The organism is Pseudomonas sp. JH-2 (assembly GCF_036231725.1).
GTDB classification, from domain to species: domain Bacteria; phylum Pseudomonadota; class Gammaproteobacteria; order Pseudomonadales; family Pseudomonadaceae; genus Pseudomonas; species Pseudomonas delhiensis.
Map to the genome: position 1 here is coordinate 14,421 of NZ_JAZAQP010000033.1, position 13,694 is coordinate 28,114.

Consider the following 13,694-nt stretch of genomic DNA (forward strand, 5'->3'; position numbering starts at 1 on the left):
GGCCGGCGCGGGCGCGGGGTCAGCCTTTGGCCGGGGCGGTGTCCTTGACATCGACCGGATCCGGGCCCATCTGCAGGTGCAGCCGCTCGCCGGTGTAGGGGGAATGCCGGCGCACCACGTCCATGTCCAGCTCGACGCCCAGGCCGGGCTCGCTGGAGGGGATGATGTAGCCGTCTTCCCAGTACAGCGGCTTCTTGAGGATTTCCGCGTGGAAACCGTCCCAGGTGCCGATGCTTTCCTGGATCAGGAAGTTCGGCGTGCAGGCCGCCAGCTGGAAGCTGGCCGCGGCGCCGATGGGGCCGTTGTACAGGTGCGGGGCGATCTGCGCGTAGAAGGCCTCGGCCATGGACGCGATCTTCTTGCCTTCCAGCAGGCCGCCGCAGCGCCCCAGGTTCATCTGCAGGATGGATGCGCCGCCGGCCTGCAGCAGGCGGAAGAACTCGTACTTGGTGGTCAGCCGCTCGCCGGTGGCGATGGGGATGCTGGTCTTGGCCGCGACCTGGCCCATGGCCTCTTCCTGGCCCGGCGGAATCGGTTCCTCGAACCACAGCGGGTCGTACTTCTCCAGGCGCCTGGCGAGGCGGATGGCCGAGGACGGCACCATCTGCCCGTGGGTGCCGAACAGCAGGTCGCACTGGTTGCCCACCGCTTCGCGGACCTTGCGGCAGAAGGTCTCGCAGCGCTCCAGCACTTCCAGCGACAGCTGGTGGCCGGAGAACGCGGTGTAGGGCCCGGCCGGGTCGAACTTCAGCGCGGTGAAGCCCAGGTTCATGTTCCGCACCGCGCATTCGGCGGCCAGGTCCGGGTCGGAGTAGTCGTACTCGCCCCGGGCGTTCTTCGGGTACAGGTAGGTGTAGGAGCGCAGGCGTTCGTGGACCTTGCCACCGAGCAGTTCGTACACCGGCTTGTTGGCCGCCTTGCCGATGATGTCCCAGCAGGCCATTTCCAGGCCGCTGACCACGCCCATCATGGTCAGGTCCGGGCGCTGGGTGAAGCCGCTGGAATAGGCGCGGCGGAAGAAGCGCTCGATGTGGTGCGGGTCCTGGTCCAGCAGGTAGCGCTGGAACACGTCCTCGATCACCGGGACCATGGCCCTGGGGTGGAAGGTGGCGGCGTAGATCTCGCCGACGCCCTCGATGCCGCAGTCGGTCTTGAGGGTCACGAACAGCCAGTACATGCCGCCGACGTGCGGCGGCGGGACGGCGACCACGTGGGTCTGCAGGGAGACGACTTTCATGCTTGGCGCGCTCTCTTGTCGATGCGTTTCTTCAGGATCAGGGTGGCGACGACGCCCAGCAGGCCCACCGCCACGACGTAGGAGAAGTAGATCTGGTAGCCGACGAAGCCGGGGAAGCGGTCGGTGATCCAGCCGTTGAGCAGCGGCAGGAAGACGTCCGGCGAGTAGCCGACCAGGGAGATAATGCCGATGGCCAGGCCGGTGACCCGCAGGGGGATGTGGCAGTCGTCGAGGATGGCCCAGTACAGGCCGCGGATGGCGTAGGTCATCAGGCCGATGAAGATCACCAGGAACACCAGCACGCCCAGCACGTGCAGGCTCGGCAGCAGCACCAGGCCGAGCATGCCCAGGGCCGAGAGCAGCATGGCCCAGGTCAGCACGCCGGTCCGGGAGAAGCGGTCGCCCAGCCAGCCGCCGCCGATGCCGCCGACCGGGCGCATCCACAGCTTGATGGTGGTGATCAGCCCGGCCATGGTGGCGCTGAGGCCGAAGCCGCCTTCCTGCAGGTAGGCCGAGAAGCTGTAGGTGGCCCAGAAGAAGTGGTAGCCGCAGAAGACGATGGCGGTCACCAGCCACAACTCGGGGATGCGCGCCAGGGTGCGCAGGTCCTGCCACAGGTTGCCCTTCTCGATGGCCGCTTCGCCACGCGCGCCCCGGGGGTCGCGCAGCAGCATCAGCGCGGCGCCGAGGGCGATGCAGCAGGCGGCGTAGAAGTGGATGACCAGTTGCAGGCCCTCGGCGTTGCGCTCGCCACGGGTTTCGGTGACGTAGGCGAACAGCGCGATGGCCACGGTGGCCAGCAGCGCCTCCACCAGCCCGCGGCCGCCGTCGAGCACGCCGAAGAAGCGGCCCTGCTCGTCGTCGCCGGCGAGCATCTTCACCCGCTTGATCAGCGAGGCCCAGAAGGTCAGCCCGGTGGTGATGCCGAAGCCGCAGAAGATCGCCAGCAGGGTGCGGAAGCCTGGCAACTGGGCGTACCACAGGCCCAGCGCGCCGGTACCCAGCAGCGAGAAGCTGATCAGGAAGCGCGGCGAGATGCGGTCGGCCAGCCAGCCGCTGGGCAGGTAGCTGACCAGGAAGGCGGTGCCGAGGATGGAATACAGGTAGCCCAGCTCGCTGTTGCTGATGGCCAGGGCCTCGAGCATGGTGCTCTGGTACACCTGACGCAGGTAGAGCATGGGGTAGATGGCGCCGGCGGCGAGCACCAGCAGGGCCAGCTGCAGGTAGCGGGTCAGGTTGGCGCTGGACGGAACGGCCATGGGCATGGCCTCTGCACTTATTGTTTTTTTCATCATGCGTCTCGTGGCCGGTGGCGGCACCGGCGGGTTGTCGGAAAAGCGCGGCGACGCGGGGCGCAGGCAGGCGCCCCGCGCGGCTCGTCAGTACTTCAGGACCACCAGGCGGGTCTGGGTGAACTCCAGCATCCCGTGCTTGCCGTCGTCGCCGCCCAGGCCCGAGCGCTTCCAGCCGGCGTGGTAGCCCTGGTAGGGATCGGCGGGGGTACGGTTGACGTACAGCTCGCCGGCCTCGATGGCGTTGGCCACCTTCATCGCCGTGCGGTAGTTCTCGCTGTAGAGCACCGAGGCCAGGCCGAACTGGTGGTCGTTGGCCATGGCCAGGGCGTCGTCGAGGGTCTCGTAGCGCAGCACCGGCAGCACCGGGCCGAAGATTTCCTCCTGGACGATCTCCATGTCCTGGCGACACTCGCTCAGCAGGGTGGCCGGGTAGAAGTGCCCCGGCCCTTCCGGCAGCACGCCGCCGCATTCCAGGCGCGCGCCTTCGGCCAGGGCGCGCCGCACCTTGGCGTGGACGTCCTGGCGCGCGCGGGCGTTGACCAGCGGGCCCATGCGCGAAGCATCCTCGGCGCGGTCGCCGATGCGCACGGCGGCGAGCTTCTCGCGCAGCAGGTCGAGGAAGCGGTCGTGCACGCTGGCCTGCACGTACACGCGCTCGATGGCGGTGCACAACTGGCCGCAGTGGGTGGTCTTGGACGCGGCGATGGCGCTGGCGGCCTGCTCCAGGTCGGCGTCGGCCTCGATGATCGCCGGGGTCTTGCCGCCCAGCTCCAGGGACGGCTTGGCGATGTTGGCCTTGCAGTAGTCGAGCACGGTGCGCCCGGCGCCGACGCTGCCGGTCAGGGTGATCATGCCCACCGCCGGGTGCTGGCAGAGGCTGGCGGCCACCTCGTGGACCATGGTCAGCACGTTGAACACGCCGGCCGGCAGCTCGGCCTCGGCGGCGGCGCGGGCGATCTCGAAGGCCGAGGTCGGGGTGTTGTTGCTCGGCCGCACCACCACGGTATTGCCGGCGATCAGCGCCGGGGCGACCTTGCGCAGCAGGGTGTAGACCGGGTAGTTGAAGGGGATCAGGCAGGCCACCACGCCGATCGGCTCGCGCTGCAGCAGGATGGTCTCGTCGCGCGAGTCGCTGGGGATCACCTCGCCTTCGATGCGCCGCGCCCACTCGGCGTGGTAGCGGGTGATCTGCGCGGCGTAGAACGCTTCGCTGGTGGCGTCCTGCACGCTCTTGCCGGACTCGCGGGCCAGCGCCGCGCCGATACCTGCAGCGTTGCGCTCGATGGCCTCGGCGAAGCGCCGCAGGTACTCGCCGCGCTCGATGGCCGGCAGCCTGGCCCACTCGCGCTGGGCGCGTTGCGCGGCTTCGACCGCGCTCAGCACCTCGGCCTCGGTGGCCGCCGGCACTTCGGCGATGCAGGCCTCGGTGGCCGGGTCGAACACGGCGATGCGCGCGGCCACGCCGGAGTCGTGGAAACGGCCGTCGATGAAGTTCTGGTCAGTACGCATGGGCATTCCTGTGGTTCAAGCAGCGCGGTGGCGGAGGAACGACAGGCGGAGCGCGGGGCGGGCGCGAAGCCGCGCCGGCAGGCGGGTGCGGGCAGGCATGGGAAACACTCTTGTCGTTCTTGGATGGGCCAAGTTTCGACAGGCGCGGCAGGCCGGACAAACGATTAATAACGCCGGGTAACCTGCATTTTTCGCATGTTACCCGGCGGCGCTTCAGCGCGGGCTGACGATGTGCGCGGCGTTGTCCAGGCTGCGCTCGGCCAGGCGCACCTCCTCCAGCAGCCAGTCGCGGAAGCGCTCCACGTGCTCCGGTAGCTCCTGCCCGGGGCGGCTCACCCACCAGTAGGACTGGTGGCCGTCCACCTGCACGTCGAGCAGTTGCACCAGTTGCCCGGCCACCAGTTCGCGGGCCACCATCTGGCGGTCGGCCATGGTCACGCCCAGGCCGTCGATGGCGGCGCGGATGGCCATGTCCAGCAGGTCGAACTCGTAGCCGCCCTGCAGGTCGACGCCCTGGATCTTCGCCGCCGCCAGCCAGTGGCTCCAAGTCAGGTAGCGCTGGTCGTCGCGGGCCAGCACGTGCAGCAGGGTCATGTCGTTCAGGTCCAGGCCCTGCTCCTCGCGCTGCGCCAGCAGGCCCGGCGCGCACACGGCGATGTGCTTCTCGTGCATCAGCAGCGAGCTGTCCAGGCCCTCCCACTCGCCGTTGCCGAAGCGGATGGCGCAATCCAGGGTGCCGGTCTCGGCCAGGCTGTCCTGCAGGTGCGTGGTGAGGGTCACCTCCAGCCCCGGGTGGGCCTCGCGCAGGCGCCCCAGGCGCGGCAGCAGCCAGCGGCTGGCGAAGGTCGGCGGGGCGTTCAGGCGCAGGCGGTTGAGGTGCTGGCGCTGCTGGATGCCACGCACCGTCAGCTCGATGCGGTCGAACGACTGCTGCAGCGCGCGCAGCAGCATACGCCCGGCATCGGTCAGCTGCAGGTGATGGTGGCGGCGCTGCAGCAGCGGCTCGCCGAGTTGCGCCTCGAGCTGGCGCACCTGGCGGCTGACCGCGCTCTGGGTGACGTTGAGCAGTTCGGCAGCGCGGGTGAAGCTGCCGGTGCTGCCGGCCACCTCGAACGCCTTGAGTGCATTGAGCGCCGGGATCTTGCGCTTCATCGCTGGCCCTCCCCTCGCGCCCCGTTGGACGCGGCATGCGCATTGGAGTATGGCAGCGGCCCCGGAGTCACCGGGACCGCTGCCGAGGCTCACTCAGAAGTAATAACCGACGTTGGCGTACAGCTGGTTCTCCCAGTGGTCGGTGCCGCCCTGGGCCAGGCTGTCGGTGTAGCTGCTGCCGCCGATGTAGGGGTCGTTGCGGCCGTTGAGCCACTCCACGGCGATGTAGAAGGAGTGCACCGAGAAGGAGGTGCCGAGGATGAAGCGCTCGGAGGCGTCGAAGCCGCTGGCCGACTTGTCGAAGCGGCTGTAGTTGCCGTAGACCTTCATGCCGCTCACCCAACCGCCGACGAAGGTGCCGGGGAAGCTGTAGCTGAGGTCGCCGACGTAGAGGTTGCCACGGCTGGCGACGTTGAAGGTGCCGTCGTAGCCGCCGAAGCTGACCACCTCGTCGCTGCCCGGGTTGCGCGGCGACATCTGCTGGCGGCCGGCCTGCAGCTGCACGCCCCAGGGGCCGTTCTGTCCCAGGTAGTGCAGGGCGTAGGCGTTGCGCCGACCGGCGTCGTGGGTGTCCTTGTTCTCCAGGCGCGAGGTCAGCGCGGAAACCCCGACCTCGGATTTCCACTCGCCCAGCTGCAGCGAGCGCGCCAGGCGGGCCACCACGATCTGCCGCTCCTGGTTGCGGGTGCCCTCGGGCACGTAGTCGTCGGCGGAGGTCACCACCGTCGAGTAGGTGCTGCCGTTGCTGGTGCCGCGCCCCGGCCAGGCCGGGCGGCCGTACAGGCCCGCCTGCAGGTTCCAGTCGCCCTGCTGCTGGATGTACTTGGCGCCCACCGCGGCCACGTCCTCCAGGCCCACCACGTTGCCGAGGGTCTCGTAGAAGGTGCTGCCGAAGTATGGCTGCAGGCCGAAGGGGACCTGGTTGAGGCCGACCTGCACCTGGCGCTCGGCGTCGAAGCGGTAGCCGACCCAGGCGTACTCGGCGAAGGCAACATCGCCGATGTGGTCGGTGTACTGGTAGGGGTACTGCTTGCCATAGAAACGGTAGCGCGCCGCGCCTATCCAGCTGTCGGAGGTGTAGGTGGCGCGCAGCATCAGGGTGTCGAAGCCGGCCTTGTCGATGTCGCGGTCCGGGTCGTGGTCGAAGCGCGCGCGAAGGGCGCCGCCGACGTCGAGTTCGTCCGTCACCGGCACCGCCAGGGCGGCGGCGCTGCAGGTCAGCAGGGCGGGAAACAGCAGGTGCGCACAGCGGCGCGGCAGGAGCAATATGGCCACAATGGAAAGCCTCGGCGAAGTTCTTGTCGTTATTCGGCGCACCTGGCGCGGACACTCCCCCCACACCTTGTGCGCGGCCGAAACTAGCCGCTGGCGCGAGCCGCGCACAAACGACTAAATCGCCGCCCCAACCCGAGAAAAGCGCATGTTTGTAGGACTGCCCCGGCGCTAGAATCGGCGCACGATGACAAGCCCGCGCGCCCCCGCGCGCCCTTTGGGAAGCCGCCCCATGCGCAGCCTGCCGCCCCTGAACATGCTCCGGGTCTTCGAGGAAGTCGCCCACCACCGCAGCTTCAACCGCGCCGCCGAGGCGCTCAACGTCACCCAGGGCGCGGTGAGCCGGCAGATCAAGCAACTGGAGGACTACCTGGGCGTCAGCCTGTTCGTGCGCACGCCCCGCGGCCTGAGCCTCACCGAGGCCGGCAGCGCCCTGGCGCCGCACCTGGGCGAGGCCTTCGACCGCATCGAGCGCGCCCTGCAGGCGGTGCGCGTGCCCAACCTGCGCCAGCGCCTGCGCATCCTCGCCCCGCCCACCTGGGGCACGCGCTGGCTGTCGCCGCGCCTGCGCAGCTTCCTGCAGCGCTACCCGGACATCAGCCTGAGCGTGACCAACGCCCAGGACCCGGACAACCCCGGCGAACTGGACTGCCGCATCCGCTTCGGCCTGCAAGCCGCCCCCCACTGCCACAGCCGCCTGCTGGTGATGGAACGGCACATCGCCGTGGCCAGCCCGGAGCTGTTCGACGGCGAGCGGGCGCCGGAGCTGGACGCCCACCCGCTGCTGCACATCCTCCACGAGGGCAAGCGCCTGAAGGTCTGGGAGAACTGGCTGGAAGCCGTGGGCCGCAACGACGTCGACGCCGGCAGCGGCATCGAGTTCAGCACCCTCGACCAGGTCATCCACACCGCCCTGGCCGGCGGTGGCCTGGCGGTGATCGACCGGCAGATGATCGAGCGCGAACTGGCCGCCGGCAGCCTGCTGCCGATCACCCCGGTGGAAGTGATCGGCCCCTACGGCTACTGGCTGGACATCTCCACGGACAAGCGCGGCCTGTCCAAGGTGCAGCGCTTCCAGGACTGGCTGGAATTGGTGAGCAACCCCTAGCCGCTTGAGGATTTGCCGACAGCTTCGCGCCATGCGGGGAAATCTCCCCCGTCCGACTCGGAGGAGTTGCACAGGCCTTCGGGCTCCTCCCAAGGGCCCGCAGGTCCAAGATCATGCGCTGGAGTCCGCCCCCGCTCACGGACGCCGGAAACCTCCACCGCAAGGACAAGACCATGTCTATCAAGCACACACTGAACCTGCTGGACGAGCGGCTGCTGAAGGAACTGCTCGACGCCGCCCAGGAAGCCCTCAACGACACCGCCACCGCCAAGCGCGTCGCCCACATGCTGGGCGTGGAGCCGGCGCGGGTCCACGCCCTGGCCAACGTCGCCCTGGGCCTGTCGCAGGCCGAGGACGAACGCGCCCACGACGTGGGCACCCTCCGCCAGCTGGACAGCCTCACCAAACGGATCCGCGGGCTGATGAGCCCCTGAACCCACGCCTGCGCCGGGGCCGGCAGGCGATCGCCGGGGCTTTGCTGCTACCTTTCCAGGCCCGTAGCCCGCAGAGCCCTACGAGGAGCCCCCATGACCGATCCCCGCCAGCCGCCACCGCGGAACAGCGCGCACCAGTTTCCGGCGTAGCGGTTGGGCATGAGGTACAGGCTCGGGAGGATCGGCAGGGCCGGCGGTGATCGGCGGCGCCCGCATTTCCGGAGCGCGCCGGAATACCTGACCACCGATGCCAAGAGGCTGCATGCCGCCGCAGAGGAACGCCCCCACCGTAGGGCGCATAACGCGAAGCGTTATCCGCCGTTGCCGGATGACGCTTCGCTCCGCAGGCTGGAAAGGAGACGGATTTACTCTCTGGACTCTTTTAGCACCAGCAGTCAGCGCAGCGAGAGGATCTTCTTCAAGGCCCTGTTAGCCTTCGGTGGACTCTCCAGCATCTCCAGCGCCCGCCGAACATTCAGAACCGTCTCACCACAGGAGGCGAGTCGATCTGTAGCCCGCGACGCATCCCCCGACAGGGGCATCGCCATGTCATGGCCCCTCACCGCCACGGACAAGGCGCTAGCAATCCGACTACTGCTGTGTTGGAAACTCCGCATGGCATGACTGTACGGCTCGATATGTTCCGCCACGATTTCCGGTCTGCCCGAAGCACGAACGAGGGTGGCGTAGAGGCTCCTCTGCTCACCCTCGTCGTCCAGATGGACAGGCAGGTACCGTCCGGTCTCCTCAGGACCGGCAACATGCACCTCAATGGGAAACGCTGGGGGCTGGTTCCCCTTCTTTTCCTTCTCCGTCTTCGCTTTCGCAGTCATGAGGCACCTCGTGCGGTGCTCAATTTTGCACTGGCTCGTAGAGTGCGTGCATCCCTACCCCATGTCCGAAGCGTCCTGATCATGAATGGCAGGATAGCTATTTTTGTCTCCCGATATGAACAGGGAGCCCCCTTCGCAGGCTCCCTGACATGACCGGTCAGAGCACCGTCACCGCCTTCGCCGACGGCTGAACCGGCCCCGCCTCGCCTTCCCCCTTCCCCGCATCCGTCAGCGTCAGGTACTTGGTCTCCGGCGCCCAGGCCATGGAGATCAGCGCGCCGAACAGGAGGATGCCGGCGAGGATGGCCATGGTCGGGTTGAGGCCGATGCCGGCCACGCTGACCGGCAGCAGGAAGGTGCTCAGCGCCGAGCCCAGGCGGCTGGCGGCGGTGGCCAGGCCGATGCCGCCGGCGCGCACTTCGGTGGGGAAGCTTTCCGCCGGGTAGACGCCGACCAGGTTGCTCACCGCCGAGAGCACCAGGGTGAACAGGCCGAAGGTCGCCACCATCAGCCAGGCCAGGCTGCCGGGCAGCAGCACCAGCAGGAAGAGCGCGGCGGAGAGGATCAGGAAGGCGCCGATGAGGAAGCCGCGGCGGGTGAATTTCACCGTGCACCAGATGCCCAGCAGGGCGCCCACCACCAGCAGCGCGTTGAGCAGCATCTCGGTGCCGAAGCCCTCGGCCAGGCCCATCTTCTGCAGGATTGACGGCAGGAAGGTGTAGATGGCGAAGTACGGCATGACGATGCAGATGAAGAACAGGCAGTTGAACGCGGTGCGCTTGCGGTACTGCGCGCTGAACAGCTGGCGGAAGCCGCCCTTGTGGTCCTCGGCGATCTCGTCGTCGAGCACCACGTGCGCGCCCAGGTGCTTGCGGACGATGGCCCGGGCCTCCTCGATGCGGCCCTTGTGCACCAGCCAGCGCGGCGATTCCGGGGTGCCGATGCGAGCGATCAGGATCAGCGCGGCGGGGATCGCCGAGGACGCCAGCATCCAGCGCCAGGCGTCGTCGCCAAGGCCGAGCATGGCGCTGCCGACGAAGGTGGCGGCGACGTAGCCGAAGGTCCAGATCACGCTGAAGGAGCCCAGCAGCACGCCGCGGTGCTTCTTCGGCGAGAACTCCGCGAGCATGGCGTGGCCGACGCTGAAGTCGCCGCCCAGGCCGATGCCGATCAGCACCCGGCAGAGGAACAGCTGCAGCGCGGTCTCGGCGAAGAACTGCAGCAGCGAGGCCAGGGTGATCAGCACGAAGCTGATGAGGAAGATCTTCTGCCGCCCCAGGTGGTCGGAAATCCAGCCGAAGAACAGGCTGCCGAAGAACAGGCCGAGCAGCGCCGAGCTGCCGATCAGGCCCTGCCAGAAGGGGTCGAGGTTCAGTTGCGGGTTGATCAGGGTGAAGGCGATGCCGATCAGCCCGAGGATGTAGCCGTCGGTGAAGTGGGCGCCGAAGGTGAGGCCGGCGATCTTGATGTGGAACCTGCCGATGGGCAGGTCATCGATTCTGACTGTGTTACCCGACATGATCGTCTCCGAGTCTTTTTCTTGTTGTCTGAACGGAAGGGTGACCGCCGCACCGGTCGGGGCGGCGGCGGTTGGCGGAACTCCTTAGCGGCGTGGCCGCGGCTGCGTGCGCGGCGGCGTCAGTCGGCCAGGCCGCCGAGCAGCAGGTACTTGATCTCCAGGTAGTCGTCGAGGCCGTACTTGGAGCCCTCGCGGCCCAGGCCGGATTCCTTGATGCCGCCGAAGGGCGCCACCTCGGTGGAGATGATCCCTTCGTTGATGCCGACCATGCCGGCCTCCAGGCCCTCGGCCATGCGCCAGACGCGGCCGATGTCGCGGCTGTAGAAGTAGGCGGAAAGGCCGTAGGGCGTGTCGTTGGCCAGGCGCAGCACCTCGGCCTCGTCGCGGAAGCGGAAGCAGGCGGCCACCGGGCCGAAGGTTTCCTCGCCGGCGATCAGCATGTCCGCGTTGGCCTCGGCCAGTACCGTGGGTTCGTAGAAGGTGCCGCCCAGGGCGTGGCGCTGGCCGCCGCAAAGCAGCCGGGCGCCCTTCTCCAGGGCGTCGCCGACGTGCTGCTCGACCTTGGCCAGGGCCGCCGCGTTGATCAGCGGGCCCTGCTCGGTCTCGCCCTCCAGGGCGCTGCCCACGCGCAGCGCGCGCACCGCCTCGGCCAGCTTGGCGGTGAAGGCCTCGTACACCTCGTCCTGCACGTAGAAGCGGTTGACGCACACGCAGGTCTGCCCGGTGTTGCGGAACTTCGAGGCCATGGCGCCGCGCACCGCGGCGTCCAGGTCGGCGTCGGCGAAGACGATGAAGGGCGCGTTGCCGCCCAGCTCCAGGGAGACCTTCTTCAGGGTGTCCGCGGCCTGGCGCATCAGCAGCTTGCCGGTGCGGGTGGAGCCGGTGAAGGTCAGCTTGCGCACCACCGGGGATGCCTGCAGCGCGCCGCCGATGGCCGCGGCATCGCCGGAGACGATGTTGAACACCCCGGCGGGGATGCCCGCCTGCTCGGCCAGCACGGCCAGGGCGAAGGCCGACAGCGGGGTTTCCTCGGACGGCTTGAGGATCAGGGTGCAGCCGGCCGCCAGCGCCGGGCCGACCTTGCGGGTGACCATCGCCAGCGGGAAGTTCCAGGGCGTGATGGCGGCCACCACGCCCACCGGCTGCTTGGTGACGACGATGCGCGCGTCGGTCTTGTGCGAGGGGATCACGTCGCCGTACACGCGCTTGGCTTCTTCGGCGAACCAGTCGAGGAAGCTCGCCGCGTAGGCCACCTCCCCTTTCGCCTCGGCCAGCGGCTTGCCCTGCTCGCGGCTGAGCAGGCGCGCCAGCTCGTCCTGGCTGGCCAGCATCAGCTCGGCCCAGCGGCGCAGGCGCGCGCCGCGCTCCTTGGCCAGCAGGCCGCGCCAGGCCGGCAGGGCGCGCTCGGCGGCGGCGATGGCGGCGTTGGTTTCCTCGGCGCCGCCGTGCGGCACCTGGGCGATGACCTCGTCGTTGGCCGGGTTGCGCACCGCGTAGGTGGGGCCGCCGGCCCGCCATTGGCCGTCGATGTAGTGGCCGGCTCTCAGCAGTTCGCTCATGCCACGGCCTCCGTCAGCGAAAAGGTCTCGCGCATCGGCCGGGCCACACGGAGGATGCGCTTGCCGGCGGTATAGTCGTTGATGACGTCGCAGGGCGTGTAGTTGCGTTCCAGCTCGTAGAGTTCTTCCTCGTCCAGGCGCGTTTCCAGGGCGGCCAGGGCGCTGTCGAACTGCGCGGTGGTGTCGGCGCCGACCAGCATGCAGTCCACGCCGGGGTGGTTCAGCACCCAGGCCTGGGCGATCTGCGCGTTGCTCACGTCGCGGCGCCGGGCCACGCGCTGCACCGAGCGGGCGATCTCGAAGGAGGCCTCGTCGGCGTACATCTGCTGGGTAAAGAAGTCGGTCTGGTTGCGCGTGGACTGCGCATCGCCGGTCAGCAGGCCGCGGGCCAGCGGGCTGAACACCGAGACGCCGAGGCCCTGGTCGCGGCAGAAGGGGATCATCTCGCGCTCTTCCTCGCGGTAGGCGCAGTTCAGCTGCAGCTGCATGTTGATCGGCTTGACCCAGCCGTTGCGCTCGCAGGCCATGAGGATTTTCGCCAGTTGCCCGGTGAGCATGGTGGACACGCCGATGTAGCGGGCCTTGCCGGCCTTCACGATGTCGTTCAGCGCGCCCATCACCTCTTCCACCGGGGTGTTCACGTCATAGAAATGCAGCATGTAGATATCGACGTAGTCCATGCCCAGGCGCGCCAGGGAGGCGTCGATGCTGTCCATGATGTGCTTGCGCGAATGGCCGCTGGCGTTGATGCCCTGGCGGGTGCCGTAGCCGACCTTGGTGGTGACGACGATGTCCTCGCGGCGCACCAGGCGCTTGAGGATGCGCCCGACCACTTCCTCGCCAACACCGGCGGAGTAGAAGTCGGCCAGGTCGATGAAGTTCACCCCGGCGTCCAGGGCGTGCCTGACGATCGGCTCGCTCTTCTGTTCGTCGAAGATCCATGGCTTCCAGTCCGGGGTGCCCATGTTCATGGTGCCCAGGCACAGCTTGGAGACCTGCAGGCCGGAGTTGCCGAGACGGATGTATTGCATGGCGCGGCCCTCAGGCTTTGGGGGTGTAGAAGGGGTTGGCGATCTGCCCGGCCACGTCGGCCAGCTGCGCGCGCTCGGGCTTGCAGGCCAGCGCCGCGCGGATGGCGGTGCGGCAGGCGTTGTAGTTGTTCAGGTAGACGGCATCCAGGTCGTCGCAGGCCGGGTTGACCCAGTTGGCGGTGACGATGGCCCACTCGTCCTCGGCCTCGGCCGGCAGGGTGCCGTCCAGCAGCGCCTCGGTGACCGCCTTGGCGATGCCGGCCTGGGACGCGCCCCAGGTGGCGTTGGCGTGCAGGTCGCCGCCGATCGGGGCCTTGTTCACGTAGAGGGTCATCGGCTTGACCGGGATGTTCGGCTGGGCGATCACCATGAACGGGCAATGGCCCTGGCTGGGCGAGGCCAGGCTGCCGGCGAAGGCCTGGCCGGCGGGGCCGTTGCGCGGGCCGAGCAGGATGTTGATGTGCGCGGCGTTGACGCCGGGGCCTTCGAAGCCTTCACCGATGTAGAGGGCGAGCTGTTTCATGGGTACCTCGTGGGATAGTCGGGGCGAGCGGGGGCGCGGGCCGCGGGGGTCCGTGCGCAAGGCTGCGGGGCAGCCGGGTTCAGTGATCGGTTCGCGACGGGGCTGGCGGGGGAACGAGCGGGAAGCGGGAAAGCAGGAGGAATGAAGGCATGGCGCAATCGCTCGTTGTTGTTGTCGGGAGCCGTTGCGCAATTTTTTAGCACCGGCCCGTTGCGGGCCGGT

Annotated in this window: 12 protein-coding genes; 2 read left to right on the plus strand and 10 right to left on the minus strand. The window is 68.5% G+C overall.

Annotated elements, in window-relative coordinates:
- Positions 1–19 precede the first annotated feature (19 nt).
- The 5 genes from VV867_RS20920 to VV867_RS20940 all read right to left on the minus strand — a co-directional run bounded on the left by VV867_RS20920 (position 20) and on the right by VV867_RS20940 (position 6,459).
- Positions 20–1,237, minus strand: a complete 1,218-nt coding sequence (locus tag VV867_RS20920) for a mandelate racemase/muconate lactonizing enzyme family protein (RefSeq protein WP_328567450.1) — start codon at positions 1,235–1,237, stop codon at positions 20–22.
- Complete coding sequence (locus VV867_RS20925; protein ID WP_442965045.1) at positions 1,234–2,529, minus strand: MFS transporter; 1,296 nt, start codon at positions 2,527–2,529, stop codon at positions 1,234–1,236. The genes VV867_RS20920 and VV867_RS20925 overlap by 4 nt, the downstream gene beginning before the upstream one ends.
- Before the next feature lie 87 nt (positions 2,530–2,616).
- Positions 2,617–4,041: an aldehyde dehydrogenase gene (gene aldA / locus VV867_RS20930; protein WP_109933238.1), complete on the minus strand. Its 1,425-nt coding sequence runs from the start codon at positions 4,039–4,041 to the stop codon at positions 2,617–2,619.
- Positions 4,042–4,254: 213 nt separating this feature from the next.
- Complete coding sequence (locus VV867_RS20935) at positions 4,255–5,193, minus strand: LysR substrate-binding domain-containing protein (RefSeq protein ID WP_109933239.1); 939 nt, start codon at positions 5,191–5,193, stop codon at positions 4,255–4,257.
- A gap of 93 nt (positions 5,194–5,286) precedes the next feature.
- Positions 5,287–6,459 (minus strand): hypothetical protein, encoded by a 1,173-nt coding sequence (locus VV867_RS20940; protein WP_371921125.1) that lies wholly within the window; start codon positions 6,457–6,459, stop codon positions 5,287–5,289.
- Between the two features lie 238 nt (positions 6,460–6,697).
- Between VV867_RS20940 and VV867_RS20945 the strand changes: the two genes are divergently transcribed.
- Positions 6,698–7,573, plus strand: coding sequence for a LysR substrate-binding domain-containing protein (locus VV867_RS20945; protein ID WP_109933241.1), 876 nt, complete (start codon positions 6,698–6,700; stop codon positions 7,571–7,573).
- Between the two features lie 173 nt (positions 7,574–7,746).
- Positions 7,747–8,007, plus strand: a complete 261-nt coding sequence (locus VV867_RS20950) for a hypothetical protein (RefSeq protein WP_109933242.1) — start codon at positions 7,747–7,749, stop codon at positions 8,005–8,007.
- A 395-nt stretch (positions 8,008–8,402) separates the two neighbouring features.
- Here VV867_RS20950 and VV867_RS20955 read toward each other — a convergent pair whose 3' ends face one another.
- From VV867_RS20955 to fae, 5 genes are all read right to left on the minus strand, one after another.
- Positions 8,403–8,840: a hypothetical protein gene (locus VV867_RS20955; RefSeq protein WP_328567452.1), complete on the minus strand. Its 438-nt coding sequence runs from the start codon at positions 8,838–8,840 to the stop codon at positions 8,403–8,405.
- A gap of 157 nt (positions 8,841–8,997) precedes the next feature.
- A complete protein-coding gene (locus tag VV867_RS20960; protein ID WP_328567453.1) occupies positions 8,998–10,359 on the minus strand; it encodes an MFS transporter in 1,362 nt (453 codons plus the stop codon).
- Positions 10,360–10,478: 119 nt separating this feature from the next.
- Entirely contained in the window at positions 10,479–11,918 is a 1,440-nt protein-coding gene (locus tag VV867_RS20965; RefSeq protein WP_109935376.1) for an NAD-dependent succinate-semialdehyde dehydrogenase, read from the minus strand.
- Positions 11,915–12,949 carry an aldo/keto reductase gene (locus tag VV867_RS20970; RefSeq protein WP_328567454.1) on the minus strand — a complete coding sequence of 345 codons (1,035 nt, stop codon included), beginning with the start codon at positions 12,947–12,949 and terminating at the stop codon, positions 11,915–11,917. The genes VV867_RS20965 and VV867_RS20970 overlap by 4 nt, the downstream gene beginning before the upstream one ends.
- Before the next feature lie 10 nt (positions 12,950–12,959).
- Complete coding sequence (fae, locus tag VV867_RS20975; RefSeq protein ID WP_275628635.1) at positions 12,960–13,472, minus strand: formaldehyde-activating enzyme; 513 nt, start codon at positions 13,470–13,472, stop codon at positions 12,960–12,962.
- Positions 13,473–13,694: the final 222 nt, after the last annotated feature.